Source organism: Bradyrhizobium sp. BRP19 (assembly GCF_020194195.1).
Lineage (GTDB): Bacteria > Pseudomonadota > Alphaproteobacteria > Rhizobiales > Xanthobacteraceae > Bradyrhizobium > Bradyrhizobium yuanmingense.
Window position 1 is genome coordinate 405,360 of the sequence record NZ_JADYVZ010000001.1, and the last position, 22,657, is coordinate 428,016.

The following is a 22,657-nucleotide window of genomic DNA, read 5'->3' on the forward strand; positions in this document are numbered from 1 at the left end:
GCGGTGCAGCGCCTTGATTTTGAACAAAGCCGCCCCCTTGCCCTTAAGGGACGGCTCCAGTCGGCCGCGAGCTTGCCAAAATCACATTGAGGGTGCAACGCCGGATCAGCCCGAAAAGGCCGATCTTGGCAGGTATTTAGGACCAAGCGCTGAGAACTCAGATGCCGGTTTGGAGCAATTCCTAGAAGTGGCTGTAGGACAGCCGCGTCAAAAGCAGATCCTGGCCCTGCCCGTCCAGGAAGCGCAGCGGCTTCTGCCCCTCCGTGATGGTACCGATTGCAGTCACGGCAACGCCGAGGGACTGCCCCGCGGCAATCAGCGTCTCGCATTGTGCCGGCGGAACGGTGCAGAGCACCTCGTAGTCGTCGCCCCCGGCAAGCAGCGTCTCGACAGACGCGACGTTGCGGGCGCGAAGGCCGGCTGCCGCGGCAGAGAGTGGCAGGCTCGTCACGTCGACCGAGGCCGAGACCCCGGAGGCGGCGCAGAGCTTGGTCAGATCGCCGGCGAGCCCGTCGGAGACGTCCATCGCCGCGGTGGCATGATCGCGCAGGGCCGGCGCCAGCACGTTGCGTGGCTGCGGCACCCGATAGCGCGAGACCAGAAAATCCCGTGCCGCGGGATCGGAGGTCAGCGCGCTGGCGGCAGCCCCGCCTTTGAGCACGTCGAGGCCGAGCGCGGCATCGCCGATCGTGCCCGTGACCAGGACGCGGTCGCCCGGCCTTGCGCCGGTGCGGCCGATCATCCGCCCCTGAGGCACACGGCCGAAGGCGGTGATCGAGATCATCTGCGGGCCCGGCGTCGACACCGTGTCGCCACCGAGCAGAGGACAAGCGAAGGTCTTCGCATCCTCGCCCAGCGCGTCCGCAAAGGGACGCAGCCAGGCATCCTCCTTGCTGCGCAGCGCCAGCGTCAGCACGAAGCCTGCCGGCGTCGCTCCTTTCGCCGCGAGATCGGACAGGTTCACCCGCAGCGCCTTGCGCGCGATGTTGTCAGGCGGATCGCCGGCAAGATAATGCACGCCCTCCACCACCGCGTCGGTGGTGACGACGATGTCCTCGCCGGACGAGGACAGCACCGCCGCGTCGTCGACCAACCCGAACGCGCCGGGATCGGTCGCCAGCGGTTTGAAATAGCGCGCGATGAGGGAGTCTTCGCCGGAGGGATTTTGTGTGGTTTCCATCGGCGTCAGCCCCATCCACCGCTGTCATCGCCCGGCTTGACCGGGCGATCCAGTATTCGAGAGACAGTCGTGTTAGCCCGATAGGCCGCGGCGTACTGGATCACCCGCCTTCGCGGGTGATGACGACGGAGAATGGGGCAGTCGTCTCGCATCACTTCACCGCCCTCGCGGGAAACTACCCCCGCCCGAACTCGTCGCCGCGAAACTGCCGGCCGATCTGGTCGAGCACGGCGTTGACCATGCCGGTCTCCTCGCGGTCGACGAAAGCATTGGCGACGTCGACATATTCGGAGACCACCACCCGGCCCGGCACGTCCTTGCGATGCTGGAGCTCATAGGCTCCTGCCCGCAGCACTGCCCGCAGGATCGCCTCGATCCGCTTGAGCGGCCAGCCCTTCGACAGCGCCTCGTCGATCAGTGGATCGAGCTTCTTCTGGTCGCGCACGACGCCGGAGACGACGTCGCGGAAAAAGGCGGCTTCCGCCGGCAGATACGTCTCGCCCTCGACCTCGTTGCCGAGCCAATGGCTTTCGAATTCGGCAAAGATGTCGTTGATGCCCGCACCGGCGATGTCCATCTGGTACAGTGCCTGCACGGCTGCGAGCCGTGCCGCACCGCGCCGGTTCGCCTTCTTCTCGACAACGCCTGTCGGCTTCTTGGTGTTATCGGCCATGGCTTCAGGCCTGCGCCAGGCGGCGTTTAATGCGCAGCATCGCAAGCGCGGCGCGCGCGGCATCGCCGCCCTTGTTGAGCTCGCTGGCACGCGCCCGCGCCCAGGCCTGCGCCTCGGTGTTGACGGTGAGGATGCCGTTGCCGAGCGGCAGCTTCCGCGCCACGGCGAGGTCCATCAGCGCGCGCGAGGATTCCTGCGAGACGATCTCGAAATGAATGGTGTCGCCGCGGATCACGCAGCCGAGCGCGATCACCGCATCATAGGGCCTGCCGTTCGCCGCCGCGGCATCGACCGCGATGGCGACTGCCGCGGGGATCTCCAGCGCACCGGGAACCGTAATGACGTCGTGGGTCAGGCCGGCCGCCTTCAACTCGGCCACCGCGCCGTCCAGCAGCGCATCCTGGAGATCGTCATAGAACCGCGCCTCGACAATCAGCGCGCGCGCGCCGGAAATGTCGGTCTGGTCCTTCAGGGGTGCGCGCCGCGCGTCTGCCATCGTTCAATCCGTTTCGAAAGGGGTCGGCGCTATGTAGTCGCCGGAAGCATGTAAGCCAAGTTCTAAGAGACCGTCATTTCCGTCAGCCGCGCCGCGTAGCGGGCCATCAGGTCGACCTCGATATTAACCTCATCCCCCGCCTTCCAGCTGCCGATCGTCGTAACATCAAGCGTGTGCGGAATGATCAGCACCGAAAAGGTCACGTCTGCAACCGTATTGATCGTCAGCGAGACGCCGTCGAGCGTGATCGAGCCCTTGGTGGCGATGAACCGGGCCAGCTCCCGCGTCGTCGAGAGCACGAAACGCGCCATATCCGGCAAGTCCTCGCGGCTGACGATGGTTGCAATCCCATCGGCGTGGCCGGCGACGATATGGCCGCCGAGCTCATCGCCGATCTTCAGCGCGCGCTCGAGGTTGAGCCTGGTGCCGACCTTCCAGTGCTTGGCCGTCGTCAGCGCCAGCGTCTCGGCCGCGGTGTCGACGTCGAACCAGGTCCTTTGCTTGGAGTCCCTGCCATCCGCAACGCCCGAGGCAACCACGGTCAGGCACACACCGTTGCAGGCGATCGAGGCGCCGTCCGCAATCGTGCTCTGATCGTAGCGGCAGGCGATCCGCAGCCGGTGCAGCTGCCCCGGCGCCGTTGGCGTGAAGCTGACGATCTCGCCGATATCGGTGACAATGCCGGTGAACATTACGCGCGCTCGTAGATGGTGAGGTTATCCTTGCCGCAGGTCTCGCTAGCATGAACCTTGTAGGCCGGCGACTGCGTGATTTTCGACAGGGGCAATGCATCGAGCGCATCGACGCCGCCTTCGCCGACCGCTTCCGCTCCGCGGAACAGCCAGACCTCGTCGACGAGATCGGCCGCGACGCAGGACGCCGCAACACGGCTGCCGCCCTCGACCATCAGCCGCGTGATGCCCTTCTCCGCCAGCGCATGCAGCACGGCCGAAAGATCGAGCCCGGATGCACTCCCCGGAGGCATGCGCATGATTTGCGCACCGGCCGCGCCAAGGCGCGTCGCGGCGGCCGCTTCCGCAAGCTCGGAAGCGATCACCCAAAGCGGCGTCTCGCGCGCGGATCGAACCAGCTGGCTCGATGCGGGAATGCGCAGGCTCCGGTCGAGCACCACACGCACCGGCGAGCGCGCCGCCATGCCCGGCAGGCGGCAGTTGAGCTGCGGATCATCCGCCAGCACCGTGCCGATGCCGACCAGGATGGCATCGCTTTGCGCGCGGAGCAGATGCACGCGGTTGCGTGCCGCCTCCCCCGTGATCGCAAGCGGCTTGCCGCCGGCCGCACCGATCTTGCCGTCAGGCGAGACCGCGAGCTTCAGGATCACATGAGGACGCTGGTCCCGGATGCGGCGGAAATGGCCGGCATGGTCGAACGCGGCCTCCGCCGCGCACAGACCGACGTCCACATTGATGCCGGCGGCGCGCAGGCGCGCATGGCCCTGCCCCGCAACTTCCGGATTGGGGTCCTCGATCGCCGCCACCACGCGCTTGATGCCGGCGGCGATCACAGCATCGGCGCAAGGCGGCGACTTGCCGAAATGAGAGCACGGCTCCAGCGTGACGTAGAGCGTGGCACCCCGCGCTGCTTCGCCCGCCCGCCGCAACGCCTCGGGCTCACCGTGCGGACGTCCGCCTGCTTGCGTCCAGCCGCGGCCGACGATGACGCCGTCCTTGACGATGACGGCGCCCACGGCCGGATTGGGCCAGGTCCGGCCCTGCCCGCGCCGACCGAGCGCAAGCGCCAGCTCCATGAAACGGCGATCAGCATCCTTGGCCTCGCGGGCCTTCTGCGCGAACTGGTCTTCCAGGATGCGGAAGATCATTTGCGGATCGCGGCGAGCCGCGCTTCCTCCTCGCCGGAGAGCTCGCCGAGCACGTCGGCGAAATCCTTGGCCTCGCGGAAATTGCGGTAGACCGAGGCAAAGCGCACATAGGCGACGTCGTCGAGCGTGCGCAGATGCTCCATCACGGTCTCGCCGATCACCTCTGAGGAGATCTCGGCCTCGCCTCCGGTCTCGAGCTCGCGCACGATGGTGGAGACCATCTTCTCGACGCGCTCCGGCTCGACCTGCCGCTTGCGAAGTGAGATCTGCACCGAGCGCATCAGCTTGTCGCGATCGAACGGCACGCGGCGGCCGTTGCGTTTGATCACCGTGAGCTCGCGCAGCTGTACGCGCTCGAAGGTGGTGAAGCGGAAATTGCAGGCGACGCACACGCGCCGCCTGCGGATCACGGACGAGTCCTCGGTCGGACGCGAGTCCTTCACCTGCGTATCGAGACTGTTGCAGTTCGGGCAGCGCATCCGTGTGACCTTTATTTTCGCATGATCTCTTCGGAAAACCGGTACCCACTTTTCCGGATCATGCGGCGCCTTACTGGTAGATCGGGAACCGGTCGGTGAGCGCCTTGACCCGTTCCTTGATCGCAGCCTCCACCAGCGGCGCCTTGCCGTCGGAGGATTGCGCGATCGCATTGAGGACCTCGGCGATCATGCCGCCGACCTGCTGGAATTCGGCCACGCCGAAGCCGCGGCTGGTCGCAGCCGGCGTGCCGAGCCGAATGCCCGAGGTCACAAAGGGCGATTCCGGGTCGAACGGAATGCCGTTCTTGTTGCAGGTGATGGCGGCGCGAACCAGCGCCTTCTCCGAGACGTTGCCCTTCAGGCCCTTCGGCCGGAGATCGACCAGCATCAGATGATTGTCGGTGCCGCCGGAGACGATATCGAGACCATGGCCCTTCAACGTCTCGGCCAAGGCCTTGGCGTTCTCGACGATGTTCTTGGCGTAGACCTTGAAATCCGGACGCAGCGCCTCGCCGAAGGCGACCGCCTTGGCTGCAATCACGTGCATCAAAGGACCGCCCTGCAGGCCCGGGAAGATCGCCGAGTTGAGCTTCTTGGTCAGCGTCTCGTCATTCCACAGCATCAGGCCGCCGCGCGGACCACGCAGCGACTTGTGCGTCGTGGTGGTGGTGACGTGCGCATACGGCACCGGGGAAGCATGCACGCCGCCGGCGACGAGCCCAGCGAAATGCGCCATGTCGACCAGCAGGTAAGCGCCGACGCTGTCGGCGATCTCGCGGAAACGCTTGAAGTCCCAGGCGCGCGAATAGGCCGAGCCGCCGGCGATGATCAGCTTCGGCTTGACCTCTTCGGCCTGCTTGGCCACGGCATCCATGTCGATGATCTGGTCCTCGCGGCGCACGGTGTAATGCGCGGCCTTGAACCACTTGCCGCTCATGTTCACGGGCGAGCCGTGGGTGAGATGGCCGCCGGCGGCGAGATCGAGACCCATGAAGGTGTCGCCCGGCTGCAGCAGCGCCAGGAACACCGCCTGGTTCATTTGGCTGCCGGAGTTCGGCTGCACGTTGGCAAAACTGGCGCCGAACAGCTTCTTGGCACGATCGATCGCAAGGTTCTCGGCGACGTCGACCCACTCACAACCGCCGTAATAGCGCGCGCCCGGATAACCTTCCGCGTATTTGTTGGTCATGACCGAACCCTGCGCTTCCAGCACGGCCCGGCTGACGATGTTCTCGGAGGCGATCAGCTCGACCTCGTGGCGCTGCCGACCGAGCTCACCCTTGATGGCGGCAGCGATTTCCGGATCGGCCTGCTCGAGCGAGGCGGTGAAAAACGAATCGGGCGCGGAGGCGGACTTGGGTGCGGTCATCTTGCGAATATCTCCACCGCCGCAGCCTTTTGGCGGGCTACGGGCGGGTCTGGTGTGGCGGTCGGAAGCACGCGCGATCTACCACATCGGCCGACCGCGGCCAAGCATTTGCGGGTCGGGCCTGATATTTATGCAAGATATGGTGGGATTGGAGGTTTTCAGCCCGGGAGCGGTCTTGCGAGATCCGCTCCCCGCCAATATCCGGGTGGGGCCGCTTTGGGCCTTATTTCTTGCCAGCTGCCGCCGGGGCAGCCGGCGTCGTTTTACAGCCCGGTATACCCCGCCTTCACGGGGTCGACGCTGCCGTCGAGCTGGCGCAGATAGGTCAGGCCGCAGACCGTCAACCTATGGGTGTCGGTCTCGCCGGCTTCCATCAGGATGTTGAGGTAGTTCGTGACCTTTTCACGCGCCTCGGCGCTGGCCGCCGCGGTGCGGTTGGCGAGCAGGTCGTAGGTCTGCATGATGCGGTCGATGGCAGCTTCCATGGCATCCTCTGGTTGGTCGGGATCTTGGGGGTTTTGATCAGGCAACCGCTCTGGCCTCGGTCTGCGCCTGGAACCGGGCGATCGCCCTGTTGGCCAGCCTGATCTTGTTGAATTCGCCCTGCTGGAGCAGCTTGACGATCAGGTGAAGCAGGCGGTCGTCGGTGACGAGAGTGTCCGGGATTGCGCCGGAGCGGCGAAGGTAGTTCGCGGCGATGGCGTAGGCCTCGCTGACGAGTTCCACGTTCATCACCCGAAGCCCGCGCTCGACCAGCATCGCCGTTTCTCCGATCCGAAGAAGATAAGCGCCGAGCCCGGAACTGGTTCCTGGCTGCCGGGGGGATTTTTTCGCAGGTGCAAAAAAATATCAACGCACCGGTCCGGGGCAACTCCGGACCAGCGCGCTTGGGGAAGTCAGGCACGTTCGGGAGGGCTGCCGGTCTTGTTGCGGGCCGGCTTCGCCCAGATCCCTTTAGAACTCAGAGGCGATAGAGGATCTGGTCGGTCCAGAACCGCTCCAGGCGGTGCAGCGACTTGTTGAGGGTCGCAAACTCGTCGCCGGAGATGCCGCCGACCTGCTCCACCGTCTTGACGTGCTTCTGGTAGAGCGCATCGACGATGCGGCGGACTTCCTGGCCCTGCGGGGTCAGGCGGATGCGCACCGAGCGGCGATCGACGCGCGAGCGCTGATGATCGAGGAAGCCGAGCTCGACGAGCTTCTTCAGATTGTAGGAGACGTTGGAGCCGAGATAGTAACCGCGCGTGCGCAATTCGCCCGCGGTCAGCTCCTTGTCGCCGATGTTGTAGAGCAAGAGCGCCTGGACCGAGTTGATGTCCGCGCGGCCGCGGCGATCGAATTCGTCCTTGATCACGTCGAGGAGCCGGCGATGCAGCCGCTCCACCAGAGTCAAAGCTTCCAGATAGAGCGACTGCACCGAACCCTGCTGGCCGGAGACGCGCTCTGCGGTATCTGCCGCAGTTGCGACGGCTTTCATCATGACACTTCCCCTGTTGTCGTTTTTATCGACACTTATTCGACGAAACTTGTGTCCCGTCTGATAGGTGCAACTTAAGAGGGGCGTTTGAAGATCGGCTTAAATAAGAGAATAAAGAGATCATGAATTTAAGACAGTGAATTGCGCATTAAGCCTGTGCCACAAGTACTTTTTGAAAGCCTCTGTTGACCTTCGCAAGGTCCTGTTCACCCTCCGTCCGCCGCTGTTGTCGCATTCCAGAACAGCCCCGCCCCGTTTCGAAACGCACGCGTAAGAGCTGTGGCGGAACCGGCTGGTCAATGAAAACTTACCGCGAATTTTAGGCAACCAGCGGTCAACCAAACGCAACATTCTCCTGTCCCGGACAAGCGCAGCAAGCGGCGCGCCGACCCGGGATCCCAGAAGCCAAAAGCGAGATATCGGAAAGATGGGCCCCGGCTCTGCAACGCATCACGCCGCAAACTTCGGCGTGCTGCATTGCGTCCGGGGCACGAGAGCGTGAGCGTGAATCTCTGCGCGCTACGGCGGCCGCTCGCGCGCGGCCATCCAGGCGAGCGCAAGATAAGCGGCCAGCATGAAGACCTCGACGCCGACCACGACGAGGCTGCCGCCGTAGATTCCCGGGAACATCAGCTCGATCACGGCCATCGACACCACGGTCGTCAGCCACACCACCGCGCCCCAGGGCGTCGCCAGCCAGAGGCCGACGGCGGCGACGAGCTCGATCACCGCGAAGTAGACCGTCGCGGCCTGCCAGGCCATCGACTGGTTCTCGAACGCCTCGTCCTCGCCGCCGACGAAGCCCGTGACCTGCGCCCAGTGATAGAGGCCTTTCAGGATCGAGAGCAGCGCCATCACCCGCAGGAACAGCACCAGCCGTCGGGTCCAGACATTGTCGTCGGACTCCGAGCGCTCCGAGGAGATCGCCGCCACTGAGAGCGCGCTCTCTCGGGCAGTGTCACGGGCAGCGTCCCTGGCATTGGCGCCGCCTTGGGCCGCATCGCGGGTGGAGATCTCGGACATGGCCCCTTCTGGCTGCTTCGGCCCGCAAAATCAATCGGCTGCCCAAGTCAGGTTCAGATCTGCCTTGCGGCAGGTCAAGCCGCGGTGACGGGAACCATGCGAGCTGGTATAAGAATAATTCCAGCCGGAGGAAGAGTGATGGCGATCAAATACGGACGTCCGATCGAATTGCGCGACGTTTCGCGCCGGGACAGCACGGCAGTGCCGCATGCCCTCGATCTGACCGTCCGTCCGCGCCGCAACCGCAAGGCCGAGTGGGCCCGGCGCATGGTGCGCGAGAACGTCCTCACCACCGACGACCTGATCTGGCCGCTGTTCCTGATCGACGGCACCAACAAGCGCGAGCAGGTCGCCTCGATGCCCGGCGTCGACCGCCTCAGCGTCGACCAGGCCGTGCGCGAGGCCGAGCGCGCGATGAAGCTGACCATCCCCTGCATCGCGCTGTTTCCCTACACCGATCCGTCCCTGCGCGACGAGGAAGGCTCGGAAGCCACCAACCCGAACAACCTGGTCTGCCAGGCCGTGCGCGCGATCAAGAAGGAGTTTCCGGAGATCGGTATCCTCTGCGACGTCGCGCTCGATCCCTTCACCAGCCACGGCCATGACGGCCTGATCTCCGACGGCAAGATCCTGAATGACGAGACGGTCGCCGTGCTGGTGCGTCAGGCCTTGGTGCAGGCCGAAGCCGGCTGCGACATCATCGCGCCCTCCGACATGATGGACGGCCGCGTCGCCGCGATCCGCGAGGGGCTGGACCGCGCCGGCCTGCTCGACGTGCAGATCATGGCCTATGCCGCGAAATACGCCTCCGCCTTCTATGGCCCGTTCCGCGACGCCATCGGCTCGGCCAAGACGCTCACCGGCGACAAGCGCACCTATCAGATGGATAGCGCCAACACCGATGAAGCGCTGCGCGAGGTCGAGCTCGACATCGCCGAGGGCGCCGACATGGTGATGGTGAAGCCCGGCATGCCCTATCTCGACGTGGTCCGCCGCGTGAAGGACACGTTTGCGATGCCGACCTTCGCCTATCAGGTCTCCGGCGAATACGCGATGATCGCCGCAGCCGCAAACAACGGCTGGCTCGACGGCGACCGTGCCATGATGGAAAGCCTGCTCGCCTTCAAACGCGCCGGCGCCGACGGTGTGTTGAGCTATTTTGCGCCGAAGGCAGCGGAGAAGCTGCGGGGCCAGACGTAAGCTGTCGTAGGGTGGGCCAAGCGAAGCGGGCCCACCGATTCATCCATCGTGTAAGTCGGCGGGCAATGGTGGGCACGGCGCAAGCGCGCCTTGGCCCACCCTAGAGGACCGCCCGATCCGCCGCCCCCGAATCGCCGGAATATTTCGGCTTGCTGCCGCCCGCGCGCCCTTGGCACGGGCATGGCCTGTTCCCATGTCCTGCGGGGGGGCTTCGCTGGGAGAACGGTCCATGTCGTACAACTCGGGCAATTCAGGAGGCTGGCGCGATGACGGCGCCATGCAACCGCATGCCTACGACCCTGACCTGCATCCGGAACTGTTCCGGGGCGTCGCGACGCGGCGGGTGTTCGCCTTCCTTATCGACATGGTCGTGATCTCGGTGCCGGTGATCCTCGGCTACATCTTCATCGCCTTGTTCGGCGTGGTCACCCTCGGCATCGGCTGGGCGCTGTTCTGGATCGCCTGGCCGGCCTCCGTGATCTGGGCTATCGTCTATTACGGCGCCAGCATCGGCGGTGCGTCCTCCGCCACGGTCGGCATGCGCCTGATGGACCTGGAGCTGCGCACCTGGTACGGCGCGCCCGGCTACTTCGTGCTCGGCGCCACCCATGCCGTGCTGTTCTGGGTGACGGTCTCGTTCCTGTCGCCGTTCGTGGTGCTGGTCGGCCTGTTCAACGGCCGCCGTCGCCTGCTGCACGATTTCGTGCTGGGAACGGTCGTGATCAACAATTCGGTTCGCATACCCACTCCGCAGGCGGCGCGGACGTGGTGAGCTAATCGATTGACCGGGGGCTTTTGGAGCGCGATGCTGATGCCTGTTTCGGAGGCCCACGACGTCCCTTGACCCAGCACTCGCGCGACACCCCCCAGTTTTACCTCACGGCGCCCTCGCCCTGCCCGTATTTGCCGGGCCGACATGAGCGCAAGGTGTTCACGCATCTGGTCGGGGACCGCGCCGGTGACCTCAACGACCTGCTCACCCATGGCGGTTTCCGCCGCAGCCAGTCGATCGCCTACCGTCCCGCCTGCGACCAGTGCCGGGCCTGCGTCTCGGTCCGGGTCATCGCCAACGAGTTCCGCCCCTCGCGCAACTTCCGCAAGGTGATGGCCCGCAACGCCGACATCATCGGCGAGCAGCGCAGCGCGGTGCCGACCTCCGAGCAATATTCGGTGTTCCGCGCCTATCTCGACGCCCGCCACCGCCACGGCGGGATGGCCGACATGACCGTGCTCGACTACGCCATGATGGTCGAGGACAGCCACGTCGAGACCCGCATCATCGAATACCGCAAGCGCGGCCCCGACAGCGGCATCACCGGCCGCGGCGAGGAGCTGATCGCAGTGGCGCTCACCGACGTTCTCAGCGACGGCCTGTCGATGGTCTATTCGTTCTTCGAGCCTGGCCAGGTCAGCCGCTCGATGGGCACCTTCATGATCCTCGACCATATCGCCCGTGCGCGACGGCAAGGGCTGCCTTACGTCTATCTCGGCTACTGGATCGAAGGCTCCAAGAAGATGGACTACAAGGCCCGCTTCCTGCCGCAGCAGCGCCTCGCCCCCTCAGGCTGGCTGCGCATCGACGCGCAGGGCGACACGGCGTCCGAGCCGCAGGATTAGTGAATGGCGAGTAGCGAATAGGAGAACGCCCCCACTCGCTACTCGCCATTCGCCACTCACCCAAAGAACGTATCTGCCAGCAACTTCAGATTCAAAATCACGATGATGCCCGCGACGATCCAGGCGACCGCGGCAACCGACATCGGGATCGCGAACTTGCCCATCTTGCGCCGATCCGAGACGAAGCGCACCAGCGGGATCACCGCGAAAGGCAGCTGCATCGACAGCACGACCTGGCTGAACACAAGCAAATCCGCGGTGCCGCGCTCACCGTAGATCGCGGTGACGATGATCACGGGAATGATGGCGATGCCGCGGGTCAAGAGGCGGCGCGCCCAGCTCGGCAGGCGCAGGTCGAGAAAGCCCTCCATCACGATCTGGCCAGCGAGCGTCGCGGTGACCGTCGAGTTGAGGCCCGAGGCGAGCAGCGCCACCGCGAACAGCGTCGAGGCGATGCCGAGGCCGAGCAGCGGCGACAGCAGTTCGAACGCCTGCTCAATCCCGGCCACGTCGGAGTGGCCGCTCTTGTGGAAGGTCGCAGCAGCGACGACAAGGATCGCGGCGTTGATGAACAGCGCCAGCATCAGCGCGATGGTCGAGTCCGTCGTCGCCCATTTGATCGCTTCGCGCCGGCCGGTGTCGTTGCGTTCATAAGCGCGCGTCTGCACGATCGAGGAGTGCAGGTAGAGATTGTGCGGCATCACGGTGGCGCCGATGATGCCGATCGCGATGTAGAGCATGTCGGAATTGGTGAAGATCTCGCTCTTGGGCACGAAGCCCCGCAAGACCTCTGCCACCGGCGGAGCCGCCGCCGCGATCTGCACCGCGAAGCAAACGGCGATCACCACCAGCAGCGCGATGACGAAAGCCTCCAGGAAGCGGAAGCCCCGGTTCATCAGCAGCAGCAGCAGGAAGGCGTCGAGGGCTGCAATCAATGCGCCGCCAATCAGGGGAATGCCGAACAGCAGCTTCAGCGCGATCGCCGTGCCGATCACCTCGGCGAGATCGCAGGCGATGATGGCCGCCTCGCAGGCGAGCCAGAGCAGGAAGTTCACCACCCGGGGATAGGAGGCGCGGCAGGCCTGCGCGAGATCGCGGTCGGTGACGATGCCGAGCCGAGCCGCCAGCGACTGGAGCAGGATCGCCATCAAGTTCGAGATCAGGATGACGGAGAGCAGCGTGTAGCCGAACTTCGACCCGCCGGCGAGATCGGTCGCCCAATTGCCGGGGTCCATATAGCCGACCGAGACGAGGTAGCCCGGCCCCACGAAGGCCAGCAACCGCCGCCACCACCGGCCGGCGGCCGGAATGGCGACTGTGGAATTGACCTCAGCGAGGCTCTTGGTGATGGGGGCGTCGGCGCGCCAGCCGGCGAGGTCGGGAGTCATGTGGGGTGATCGGGCATCCATATCGGCAGAATACCCAAGTTCATTCTTATTGCAACTCATTTGCAACTGCATCTAGCGGCGGGCATTCCCGCCGCCGACCGCGGAGATCGCCTCTTGTCGGGAAGCGGGTGGGTTTCGTGATCATCGAGGCCGAACATTGGCGCGAATTCGCCTCAGCAGGATATGCGCTATGTCAACGCCGTCTCGCCTCCCGGACACCTTCAACCGCCTCGCCTGGTCCAATCTCGCGGCGCAATCGGCCGAGCAGATTGCGCTCGCGGCAGCGCCCATCGTCGCCGTGCTGACGCTGGGGGTGGCCGAAGGCCAGACCGGCCTGCTGCAGACCGCGCTCACCCTGCCCTTCGTCCTGTTCGCCATCCCCGCCGGCGTGCTTGCAGACCGCATTTCCCGCCGCAGGCTGATGGCGAGCGCCGAGGCGCTGCGGGCGGTGGCGCTCGCGGCCGTCGTGCTGCTGCTCGCGCTGGGAGCCCTCAACCTGCCGCTGCTGGCCCTGCTCGGCTTCGCCGCCGTGTGCGGCACCGTGGTTTACAGCGTGGCCGCGCCGGCGCTGGTGCCCTCGCTGGTGAGTTCCAACCTGTTGCCGGCGGCGAATGCGCGCATCGAGCTGGCGCGCACCATCGCCTTCGCCAGCGGGCCTGCACTCGGCGGTGCGCTGGTTGGGTGGTGGGGCGCGAGCCCGGCGTTCGGCTTTGCCGCGGCGCTCTCCGCCATCGCGGTCGTGCTGCTCTCCGGCATCTACGAGCCCGCACGTGCGCCAGCGCCCCGGCGGCATCCGCTCCAAGAGATCCGCGAGGGCGCGGCCTTCGTGTTTCACCATCCGCTGCTGCGGCCGGTCTTCATCACCCAGTTCATCTTCAACACCGGCTGGTTCCTGCAAATTGCGGTGTTCGTGCCTTACGCCGTGCGCCATCTCGGTCTGAGCGCCGCCGGTGTCGGCACGGTGCTGACGATGTACGGCGTCGGCATGGTGATCGGCGCGCTCCTCGCCACGCGCGTGATGAAGCGCATCGCCTTTGGCACCGTGGTGGGGCTCGGCCCGGTCACGGGCTTCGTCGCCGCCTTGGTGATGGCGCTGACGGTGCTGGTCCCCTCGCCCTGGCTCGCGGGCTTGAGCTTCTTCCTGCTCGGCGTCGGCCCGATCCTGTGGGTGATCTCGACCACGACGCTGCGTCAGTCCGTGACGCCGCCGAGACTGCTCGGGCGCGTCTCCGCCATCAACATCATGAGCTACGGCGCCCGCCCGCTCGGTTCAGTGCTGGGCGCGCTCGTCGGCGGCCTCTGGAGCGCGGAGGCATGCCTCTATCTCGCCGCGGCGATATTCGGCGTGCAGGCGCTGGTGATCCTGCTGTCACCGGCAGTGGGACTGGACCGGCAGCCGGACATGGTGGGAGATGAGGTGGCGGCGCGGTGCTGACCACAAGTGCATTGCGAGGAGCGTAGCGACGACGCAATCCAGGGTCCCTCCGTTGAGGGACTCTGGATTGCTTCGCTGCGCTCGCAATGACGGCGCCTGTTGAGGCCGCGGAGACTAACCCGCCAGATAGCGCTCGTAGCTGCCCCTGACCGGCTCGCTCGCGTCGACTTCCGGATCGAGCGTGTAGAGATCCTGCGCGCGGCCGATGCCGCGCAGCGCGTAGCGGCCGGTGGAGACGAGGTAGCGGCGGCCGGCGGCATCTAGGCCCTTGTAGAATTCGGACGAGGCCAAGAGCTCGCGATCCACCGAGCGGCTCATCGAGGCGATGCGGCTGACCTCGTTGACGGTCGGGCCGACCACGGTGAAATCAAGCCGGTCCTCGCTGCCGATATTGCCGTAGAAGACCTCGCCGACATGCAGGCCGATATAGGCTGACGTGGTCGGACGGCCCTCCGCCGCCCGCCGTTCGTTCAGCGCAGCGACATTCTTGCGGAACAGGTGCTCGGCGCGGAGCGCGGCCCGCCGCGCATCCGCCATGTCCTCGCCCCAGAACATCGCGAGCACGCCGTCGCCGATCAGCTTCAGTACGTCGCCGCCGGCTTCGTGGATCGGATCGATCACGGCCTGCGCATAGTCGTTGAGGAACGGGATGATCTCGTCGGGACCGATGCTCTCGCTGATGCCGGTCGAGCCGCGCAGGTCCGAATACCAAAGCACGGCATTGATGCGCTCGGTGACGCCGCGCGAGATGCGCCCGCGCAGCACCTGCTCGGAGGCGTCGCGGCCGAGATAGACCCGGCCGAGCGTGCGCGCGATGTCGACCTGCTGCGCCGACTTGATCGCGAGCCCCAACACCGGAACCAGATCGCGCAGCGCTTCCAGCTCCAGTCCGGAGAACCCGCTCGCGCGGCGGGTGGTCCAGCAGGAATAGAGGCAATCCATCAGGCCGAGCGCCCCGTTCTCGCCGAAGCGGTGGACGAATGCGAGATAGTGCTTGTGGCCCTTCTCGGCGAGTTCGCCGATCTGCGAGAAATCCATCGACGGCGCATCGGCGAGATCGATCACCATCTCGTCGTGGCCATTCTCGAGCATGTGGAAGAACACCGAGCGGCGCCAGCTCTTGGCGGCGTCGCCGTCGGCGGTCGAGCCGTATTCGAAGGCATCGCTCTCGTTGCTGGGACGATCGCTCCAGCGGAAGCCGCGGCCTTCATAGATCGGATGCAGCGTGTCGATGACGACGAGGCCACGCGACAGTTCCAGCCCCTCGGCGCAGCAACGCTCGCAGAAGCCGCGGAGCAGTTCAATTTCAGGCAGGCCCGTGAGCCCCTGGCCGGTCAGCCAGTTCATCAGCGTAAGGCGCGAGGTCAATTGCATGCGCCATTATGGCGTGCATTCGTGACGAGCGGAAGGCGGATGTCTGCATACAACCCAAAGGCTCCCCGCCGGCAGCAGGTCGAATATGCCGCAGACGCGGTTGACGCGCTCTCGCCGCGAGCTGCAAATGCGCCGATGACACGGCCGATCAGAAATACGAGGACATGACCCAGCGCCAGCTCCCGATCATCCTGGCGCTCGGCACCACGCAGACCCTCGCCTGGGCCTCCAGTTATTATCTGCCGGCGCTGCTCGCCGACCCAATGGGACGCGAGCTCGGTGTCTCCTCCAACTGGATCTTCGGTGCGTTTTCGGCCGCGCTGGTGATCTCCGCAATGCTGGGCCCGCGCATTGGACGGCAGATCGATCTCGTCGGCGGCCGTCAGGTGCTGTCGGCGTCCAACGTGACCATTGCCGCCGGCCTCGTGCTGCTTGGCATCTCGCAGTCGGTGATGGTGATGGCGATCGCCTGGCTGGTGCTCGGCATCGGCATGGCAATGGGGCTCTACGATGCCGCCTTCGCCGCTTTGGGGCGCATCTACGGCACCGAGGCGCGCAGGCCGATCACCGGCATCACGCTGATGGCGGGCTTCGCCTCCACCGTCGGCTGGCCGCTCACCGCCTGGGGCCTGTCGCATATCGGCTGGCGCGAAACCTGTTTTGCCTGGGCCGCCGCCAATATCCTGATCGGCCTGCCGCTCAATTTCTTCATGCTGCCGGTCATCAAGGGCGCCAAGCAGGCGGCAGCCGCGGCCGCGAAGCCGCATGTGCCGCTCGACCGCACCATGATGTTGCTGGCCTTCATCTTCGCGGCGGTCTGGACTGTCACCGGCGCGATGGCCGCGCATTTCCCGCGCATCCTGGAAACGATGGGGGCAACGCCAGCCGAGGCGATCGCGGCCGGCGCATTGATCGGGCCGGCGCAAGTTGGTGCCCGCATGCTGGAGGCCGGCTTCCTCAGCCGCTTCCATCCGCTGTGGTCGACGCGGCTCGCCAGCCTCACCCACCCGCTCGGCGCCGTGACCGTCGCAATCTTTGGCGGCGCTGCGGCGAGCGCGTTCGCGTTGTTCCACGGCTCCGGCAACGGCATCCTGACGATCGCCCGCGGCACCCTGCCGCTGTCGATCTTCGGCCCGAAGGATTTCGGCTATCGCCTCGGCATCATCGGCGCGCCGGCACGGATGGCGCAGGCGGTGGCGCCGCTCGCCTTTGGCCTGCTCATCGACCTCATGGGCGCCAAGGTGCTGATCGTCTCATCCGCGCTCAGCCTCTCGGCGCTGGCCGCGCTGTTCCTGATCCGCGCCGGCCGGCGGCCGGATTGACCAGCACGCCGGCAATCCATTGCGCCGCCGTGAAGTGCTCGAGCGCTGCAAAGCTGCCTTTCGCCAACCCCGCCAGCACCAGTACGACGGCGCCCGCGCCCATGCCGACGGTGAGAAAACCGAGCGCGCTCGAGCGCTGCATCAGCGGTCGCGACAGCACGTTGTAGAACGCCATGCAGAACACCGCACCGGTCATGATCACTCGCCGCGCCATGCGCCCGGTGGGCTTTGCGCGAGGCCAGCCGCCAGCGCCGCCGACACGCCGAGCAGAAACGCGCAAGGCAACAGGCAGAGAAAGCCGATCCCCCAACGCAGGGCCGCGAGCAGGACGGGATCGGCGCCGCCGACGAGGTAGCGGGTGACGGCCGCGGCAGTCCCGCCGAAGCTGCTCGAGACAAGCGCGATCGTAACTCCGCCCCACTCGCCCACGACCTTCTCCTGTCACGGAGCTTTCGCGGGCCCTAGCATGATGCTGTTGCCACCCTTGTGGCAGCGGCCTCAGGGAAAGGTCAGTCGGTAAAACTCCGGCGCCATCCTCTGGCTGTCGCGCTGGGCGGTTGTCGTGGTTGATCCAGAGCTGCGCCTTCTCCTTGGCGAGCGTGTCTGCGATCTTCTGCATCGAGGCCGGCGGCGGCCGGAAGCTTGCCCCGACCGGATGCCCTTCCAGCTGGCGCGCTCTTCGCCCACATCACGGCGGATAGAGATCGCCATCACCTCGCTTCTCGTCCGGAGGGCTGGCTGGAGCATCGTGCACCGTCAACGGTCGCCGATCCGCAACCAATCGCGCCAGCTGCGGCGCGGCGGCGCTGGTACCGATGAGCCGAAACACCACGCCGCTTCGATTGCCCCCGGCACGTACACCCTGCAGAGCATCTGACTCGTCGCAGAACAGCGCATAGTCGGGACCAACTCGCCGTGGGAGCGGCCCGGTTCGTGCGGGGCCCGCCGACGAATAAGGCGACTTGCGTTTCGGCGCCGACAGAATGTAGCCGCCGGCCACGTGCACACCCGCGACGCTGTCCGTACCGATCCCGTTGAGGGTGCCCAGGCGAGAAACAAGCGAGCCGGTCTTGTCAAATTCCCCACCGGCATACGTGCAGCCGGCCTCGGCCGCGCGGCCCGCCTCCCATCCGGCGTCGATGAAGTACGAACGCTTCGCACCCGTGCGCATGTTCATGTTTGGATCGGTACGTGCCACATAGGCATGAACCTCGCTCCCCAACTCGATGCCCTCCACCTTGATCTTCCAATTCCCATGCTCGGGCACCATGCCGGCTCCCGCGATGGTGGGCTCGACCGCAATCAGCCACACCCTGTTGTCACCCCAGTCAACGGGGGCATACGCACCGGTATAGGGCGGAAGCGCCGGTGCAGCGGGCGGCGGGGGTGGGGGACCGGGAGGCGCTGGACCGGCAGTCGACGAGGAGCTACGACCGCCGGGCGAGGTGAGCGTAACAATGACATTGTCCGTGCAGTTCTTCTTCATCCAGACTTCGGCAAAGCAGAGCACGGTATTGTCGGGGGGAAGGCGCCACGTCCATTCGACATGGTCGGGCTCTGCCATGGTTTGCCTGACGAAATGGATGTGCCCATCGCTCAGATAGTTGTTGCCGGCAGGCAGGAAGACGTCGAGCTTTGGACTTACGGAAACGCCGTCATAGTGGGTGACAAGCTCCCTCAGCTTGCCCTCGAGCTCCGACGTGCCGTTGTGAGGTCCGGTTGTCGGCCCGTAGCTGACATTGATCACCACGTTCGTTGTGCCAGAATCGACAAATGACATGATGTAATCGACTGCATCGGCGACGTAACCCTTCAGCCAGACGCCGGTCGCGTCACGAAGGCAGCTCTCGGGAAACTGCACGAACACGATATCTGCTTCGCAAGCGGGATCGGTCAGGGGATCTCCGGGCTGCCAACTTGGCGGATCGCGGCGCGCGATGCGTGCCGAGAGCGGAATGCGTCCGGCGAGGACATCCATTACATGTGCACCATGCGAGGCCTGATGGTTGAGGGTCTTGAAACCTCCACGCGCGTAGCAGCCATCCTCGTCGATCGTGTTTGCCCTCTTGTGCAACTGGATCCAGTCGTTGAGCCCAACCACGCCGGATATGGAGTCTCGAAGGAACTCGAGGCCGTAATTGAAATCGAACGGCTTCTCGCCAAAGACGTCGGCACCTACCGGGATCGGGACTCGGCCTGCGTGCTCGTTCTGATCCCAGACACCGCGCACGCGTGTCCCGGATGCGACACCCGCGATCCTTTTGACAAACTGAGCGGCCGCGAACGGACAGCCATCGTCGATCACGCCGATGAGGAGAGGTGTCGGTGGTTGTTCGCTCGCGGACCTGTTGCGCTGCGCACCCTTTTGTATGGCCGTCGGCTTCAACGGGAGGGACAGCTCGACCCGGGATACGTTGTCGTCCCACGCCCGGAAACTGTCCTTCTCGACAGCCCTTATGTAAGCCCGCATGGTCAGATATCGCGAGTTCGGGCTGGTCAGCCCGAATTCGGCGCCGAAGTCACTAGGACTCATGGCTCTCACAAAATTATCGGCCAGCCCGACGTGCTTAAGCTCCACGAACAGGAATAGCTTGGACTCCTGCTTGTCGAAAAAATCGAAGTTCTTAAATTCGCTCGCGATTGCGTACCGGAGGTACGGGTCGAAGCATCTCGGCAATTCCTCGGCCATGGAATGCTCTCCACTTCGGTTGCAGGGACGTGTTTCCTACGGAAATCTTGTCGAAACTTCGTAGTAGGCCTTGTCCCATAGTTCCTTCATCAGGAGGGACTGCGTAACAGTCCCTCCTGTGGTTTCCGAATAGAACTTGTTGGCATTGAGCGCCTGGTCAGCATGGAAGGGATTGAAATCCGTGCGAGAGTTACTGTCGGCGTGGCTGGCGTTGAATTTGCGGCTCTTGGTTGCCGTGCTCCCGAGACAACGGCCGACGAAGTACTCGCCCAAGGCGATACCCAGCATCCGCCCTGCCATGCTGTCGACTGGAAAATGGACTCCGGCCACGACCCGATTGGTTGCGATTCGTGCGGCCTGCCGGTCGAGCTGCTCGACGATCTCCGGGAATCCGGATGTCGTCTTGTGCAGGCTCAATAGCCGTTTCAGCACGTAGGCTACCGCGTAAGCCTGCGTCGCATGTCCGCTCGGGAAACTTCCGTGTCCCGGCGTCGTGATCATCGGCTGAACCTGGGCGTTGTATTCCACGGGACGCGAGCACCCCAGCGCATGCTTGAAGCGCATTTCCACGTAAACGCAGAATTGCAGGACCATGTTGATGAGCTCGAATGTCCGCCTGGTCCTCTCGGGATGCAGGTAGACGATCGAGGACCAGAAGGCATACTGGGGATCGATCTGCGCCATGATTTCTGTGGCGCGTTCGTTGCGCAGCTCGGCCCAGCTCACGACCATCTCAATCTGGTCTTGAAACGTCGATTGGACCGGACGCCCTAACTCCGCAATCACGTATGCGGGCGAGCGAACCAGGAATGCGTTCGGATCGGCGCCCGACACCTGAAGGGTGATGCCCTGCAGCATCTCCCCGACCGCTGTGTAGGCGCGCACCCACGGCTCCCAGCGATCCAATTGGGCTGGGTCTTCGATCGCCGGCAAGGCCGGCGCGTAGTAGTAAAAATACGGAGAGGTCGGTCGCTCCGGAACAACGATTGTCCCTTCGCGAGCGTGGATGAGTGCATCCACCATGATGGGATTGGCCCAGACGTCGCCGAGCGTGCCAATTATCGCCCCACCGGCCCCTCCAGCGCCGCCCGCTCCGCCTGCACCTCCTGCCCCCCCTGCGCCGCCGGCTCCGCCAGCACCACCTGCACCGCCTGCTCCTCCCGCCCCGCCTAGTTGAGCCATTGCCTGCCTCCTTATGAAAACAAGTCGGTATGAGGTTAGTCAGCCTGTCGTCGGTAGTCCTGCCACTTCGAGGCAGCGAGCCCAGTGCCTGCCTGTTTCGAGATTCGCATTGGGGAGGCGCCCGATGTATCGATCTAGGGTCAAATGCGGCTCGAGCTCGCGCATCTTGCCCAAGGCTTCGCGGGCCTCCACGACCCGTCCTTGCGAAACGAGTGCGATAGCGAGGACCCGCCACGTAGACGGATGCATGCGATTGAGAATGAGAGATGAGCGCGCGAGCTCTTCCGCCTCGTCGTATCGATGCGCCGATAGAAGCGCCGTGGCGCCCAGGGACTCGAAATAATACCGCTGCGGATCGAGCGGGGAGAGTTTCAGAGCGCGCCGCGTTGCGTCCACGGCTGCCTCGCCGTCGCCTTTGAAGGCGTCGACGGTGCCCCGGTAGAGCCAGCCCAACGCGTGGCTGGGGTTGGCATCGACGGCCTGCTCGCACCGCTTTCGGGCAGCGTCCAGGTCCTTCAACATGTGACAATAGACGAAGCCTTCGGTCGCAAGCGCAAGCGCGTCGGACGGGTCACGGTCGAGCGCCGCGCGAGTGGCGCTCAAGGCCTCGGCGGCCTCGCGTTTGCGGTCCTCGGACCAGCCGCGCGTCATGCGCAGGATGTACCAGTTGGCGAGCCAGGCGCGCGGGGCAGCTATTCGGCCGTGGCGATTGATCAGTTCCTCCAGCACCGTCCGGGTCTGGAGAAACTCCTCCCTGCTCGACCGGTGCATCAGGCGGATGCTGCCAAGCAGCAGCGAGTAGCTTTCTAGCGTCGGTAACGGCTGGGTCAGGATATGCTCGACCTCGGCATCGAAGACCGACAGATGCACTGCAGCGGCGATGCGGTGAGCCAGTTCGCTCTCCGGCTGCAGCAGATCGCCGATATTGCCGCTCAGGCGGTCGGTCCAGACGACTTGATTGGTTCGCGCCGCGGACAGCTCCGCCGTCACCAGAATCCGGTCCGCATCGACCACATAGCTGCCGCTGAGAATGTAGGTGGCACCGAGATGCGCCGATACTTCCGCCACATCGCTGACCCTGCCGCGAAATATGTTGGTCGACAGACGCGAGATCACCTTGAGGTTCGCCGATCTGGAGAGGCACCAGATCACGCTGTCCGCGATCAGGTTACCAACGTCGAGATGCTCCTCCGCGTCCTTGCGCGCGTCGAAGGGGATGACGGCGATCGTCGGCTCCATGGGAGTTCCATAGTCTCGCCGAGCTGCGAGGCTTGGGTGTGGACTGGCCGGACCAACGCGGTAGGCGCGAACCGGCTTGTCAAAGTGCTTGAGGATACAGTCGCCCAAATCTTCGCACAGCGCATCCACTCCGTGCGTCAGCTCGTCGCGCGCCGCAGCGCTGCCAATCGTCTCCCCCGGACTGGCCAAGCTGGCAAGAGCTGTCGCCAGTTGCTCATGCGCGGCCTCGCTGGCGATGGTTTCACCGGGACCGGCAAGAGTTGCGAGCCGGGCTGCGAGGTTGATGCCGGTGCCATAGATGTCAGTGCCGTCACTCCAGGCGGTGGAGGAGTTGATCCCCGCACGAAGCTGGAAGTGTTGATCTTCAGGCCGCCCGGTGTTCTGAACGGCGATACTCCGGTGCATTTCGGCGGCGGCATTGACGGCATCACGCACGGATTCGAAGCGGGCCATGAGCCCGTCTCCGAGGCTCTTCACGAGGCCGCCGCGATAACGCGGCAGAATTTGGCCGGTGGCAAGTTGGACGAAGTCGGTCCATCGACGCACCGCGGACGCCTCATGCTCCCGCATCAGACGCACGGACTCGACGAGGTCGACCAAGAGGACCACGGTGTCCTGCTGCACGAGGCCCATTGCTCGTCTCTCCGAAGCCCGGCCTCCGCTGACCGGGCTCT

Annotated in this window: 23 protein-coding genes; 5 read left to right on the forward strand and 18 right to left on the reverse strand. The window is 65.1% G+C overall.

Annotated elements, in window-relative coordinates; translation table 11 throughout:
• Positions 1-181: 181 nt before the first annotated feature.
• From thiL to I6F36_RS01990, 11 genes are all read right to left on the reverse strand, one after another.
• Positions 182-1,180: a thiamine-phosphate kinase gene (gene thiL, locus I6F36_RS01940; RefSeq protein ID WP_225125129.1), complete on the reverse strand. Its 999-nt coding sequence runs from the start codon at positions 1,178-1,180 to the stop codon at positions 182-184.
• A gap of 175 nt (positions 1,181-1,355) precedes the next feature.
• Entirely contained in the window at positions 1,356-1,853 is a 498-nt protein-coding gene (gene nusB / locus I6F36_RS01945) for a transcription antitermination factor NusB (RefSeq protein WP_036010453.1), read from the reverse strand.
• 4 nt (positions 1,854-1,857) lie between these two features.
• Positions 1,858-2,349, reverse strand: coding sequence for a 6,7-dimethyl-8-ribityllumazine synthase (ribH, locus tag I6F36_RS01950; RefSeq protein WP_057029742.1), 492 nt, complete (start codon positions 2,347-2,349; stop codon positions 1,858-1,860).
• A gap of 62 nt (positions 2,350-2,411) precedes the next feature.
• On the reverse strand, positions 2,412-3,041 hold the full coding sequence (locus I6F36_RS01955) for a riboflavin synthase (RefSeq protein WP_057029743.1): 630 nt from the start codon (positions 3,039-3,041) through the stop codon (positions 2,412-2,414).
• Complete coding sequence (gene ribD / locus I6F36_RS01960) at positions 3,041-4,189, reverse strand: bifunctional diaminohydroxyphosphoribosylaminopyrimidine deaminase/5-amino-6-(5-phosphoribosylamino)uracil reductase RibD (RefSeq protein ID WP_225170951.1); 1,149 nt, start codon at positions 4,187-4,189, stop codon at positions 3,041-3,043. Before ribD ends, I6F36_RS01955 begins: the two co-directional genes overlap by 1 nt.
• A complete protein-coding gene (nrdR, locus tag I6F36_RS01965; protein ID WP_011087793.1) occupies positions 4,186-4,668 on the reverse strand; it encodes a transcriptional regulator NrdR in 483 nt (160 codons plus the stop codon). The genes ribD and nrdR overlap by 4 nt, the downstream gene beginning before the upstream one ends.
• A gap of 70 nt (positions 4,669-4,738) precedes the next feature.
• A complete protein-coding gene (gene glyA, locus I6F36_RS01970) occupies positions 4,739-6,037 on the reverse strand; it encodes a serine hydroxymethyltransferase (protein WP_036010474.1) in 1,299 nt (432 codons plus the stop codon).
• Between the two features lie 263 nt (positions 6,038-6,300).
• Positions 6,301-6,522, reverse strand: a complete 222-nt coding sequence (locus I6F36_RS01975; RefSeq protein ID WP_025036694.1) for a hypothetical protein — start codon at positions 6,520-6,522, stop codon at positions 6,301-6,303.
• A 37-nt stretch (positions 6,523-6,559) separates the two neighbouring features.
• Positions 6,560-6,796 (reverse strand): hypothetical protein, encoded by a 237-nt coding sequence (locus I6F36_RS01980; protein ID WP_036010478.1) that lies wholly within the window; start codon positions 6,794-6,796, stop codon positions 6,560-6,562.
• Positions 6,797-6,998: 202 nt separating this feature from the next.
• The gene (locus I6F36_RS01985) at positions 6,999-7,517 is read right to left on the reverse strand and encodes a transcriptional regulator LdtR (RefSeq protein ID WP_025036696.1); all 519 of its coding nucleotides are present in this window, start codon (positions 7,515-7,517) and stop codon (positions 6,999-7,001) included.
• Positions 7,518-8,033: 516 nt separating this feature from the next.
• On the reverse strand, positions 8,034-8,537 hold the full coding sequence (locus tag I6F36_RS01990; protein ID WP_025036697.1) for a DUF6163 family protein: 504 nt from the start codon (positions 8,535-8,537) through the stop codon (positions 8,034-8,036).
• 138 nt (positions 8,538-8,675) lie between these two features.
• Here I6F36_RS01990 and hemB point away from each other — a divergent pair, with 138 nt between their 5' ends.
• The 3 genes from hemB (at position 8,676) to I6F36_RS02005 (ending at position 11,354) form a co-directional block, all read left to right on the forward strand.
• On the forward strand, positions 8,676-9,737 hold the full coding sequence (gene hemB, locus I6F36_RS01995; RefSeq protein WP_036025484.1) for a porphobilinogen synthase: 1,062 nt from the start codon (positions 8,676-8,678) through the stop codon (positions 9,735-9,737).
• A 229-nt stretch (positions 9,738-9,966) separates the two neighbouring features.
• Positions 9,967-10,509 carry an RDD family protein gene (locus I6F36_RS02000; protein ID WP_074448003.1) on the forward strand — a complete coding sequence of 181 codons (543 nt, stop codon included), beginning with the start codon at positions 9,967-9,969 and terminating at the stop codon, positions 10,507-10,509.
• Positions 10,510-10,577: 68 nt separating this feature from the next.
• Positions 10,578-11,354, forward strand: a complete 777-nt coding sequence (locus tag I6F36_RS02005; RefSeq protein WP_036014979.1) for an arginyltransferase — start codon at positions 10,578-10,580, stop codon at positions 11,352-11,354.
• A gap of 56 nt (positions 11,355-11,410) precedes the next feature.
• Here I6F36_RS02005 and I6F36_RS02010 read toward each other — a convergent pair whose 3' ends face one another.
• Positions 11,411-12,763, reverse strand: a complete 1,353-nt coding sequence (locus tag I6F36_RS02010; RefSeq protein ID WP_225113061.1) for an Nramp family divalent metal transporter — start codon at positions 12,761-12,763, stop codon at positions 11,411-11,413.
• Positions 12,764-12,932: 169 nt separating this feature from the next.
• On the opposite strand from I6F36_RS02010, the gene I6F36_RS02015 reads away from it, so the two are divergent.
• Entirely contained in the window at positions 12,933-14,177 is a 1,245-nt protein-coding gene (locus I6F36_RS02015) for an MFS transporter (RefSeq protein ID WP_225170952.1), read from the forward strand.
• Between the two features lie 114 nt (positions 14,178-14,291).
• On the opposite strand, the gene I6F36_RS02020 is transcribed toward I6F36_RS02015, so the two are convergent.
• Entirely contained in the window at positions 14,292-15,551 is a 1,260-nt protein-coding gene (locus I6F36_RS02020) for an adenylate/guanylate cyclase domain-containing protein (protein WP_036014983.1), read from the reverse strand.
• Positions 15,552-15,715: 164 nt separating this feature from the next.
• On the opposite strand from I6F36_RS02020, the gene I6F36_RS02025 reads away from it, so the two are divergent.
• On the forward strand, positions 15,716-16,873 hold the full coding sequence (locus I6F36_RS02025) for an MFS transporter (protein ID WP_225156958.1): 1,158 nt from the start codon (positions 15,716-15,718) through the stop codon (positions 16,871-16,873).
• Here the strand turns inward: I6F36_RS02025 and I6F36_RS02030 are convergent.
• From I6F36_RS02030 to I6F36_RS02050, 5 genes are all read right to left on the reverse strand, one after another.
• Complete coding sequence (locus tag I6F36_RS02030; protein WP_225140098.1) at positions 16,815-17,069, reverse strand: hypothetical protein; 255 nt, start codon at positions 17,067-17,069, stop codon at positions 16,815-16,817. The two genes, I6F36_RS02025 and I6F36_RS02030, sit on opposite strands and share 59 nt — an antisense overlap.
• Positions 17,070-17,071: 2 nt before the next feature.
• Positions 17,072-17,302, reverse strand: coding sequence for a hypothetical protein (locus I6F36_RS02035; protein WP_225147205.1), 231 nt, complete (start codon positions 17,300-17,302; stop codon positions 17,072-17,074).
• Between the two features lie 259 nt (positions 17,303-17,561).
• Positions 17,562-19,562, reverse strand: coding sequence for a hypothetical protein (locus I6F36_RS02040; protein WP_225170953.1), 2,001 nt, complete (start codon positions 19,560-19,562; stop codon positions 17,562-17,564).
• Between the two features lie 36 nt (positions 19,563-19,598).
• Entirely contained in the window at positions 19,599-20,744 is a 1,146-nt protein-coding gene (locus I6F36_RS02045; protein ID WP_225140101.1) for a phosphatase PAP2 family protein, read from the reverse strand.
• A gap of 39 nt (positions 20,745-20,783) precedes the next feature.
• Positions 20,784-22,616: an adenylate/guanylate cyclase domain-containing protein gene (locus I6F36_RS02050; protein ID WP_225170954.1), complete on the reverse strand. Its 1,833-nt coding sequence runs from the start codon at positions 22,614-22,616 to the stop codon at positions 20,784-20,786.
• Positions 22,617-22,657 lie beyond the last annotated feature (41 nt).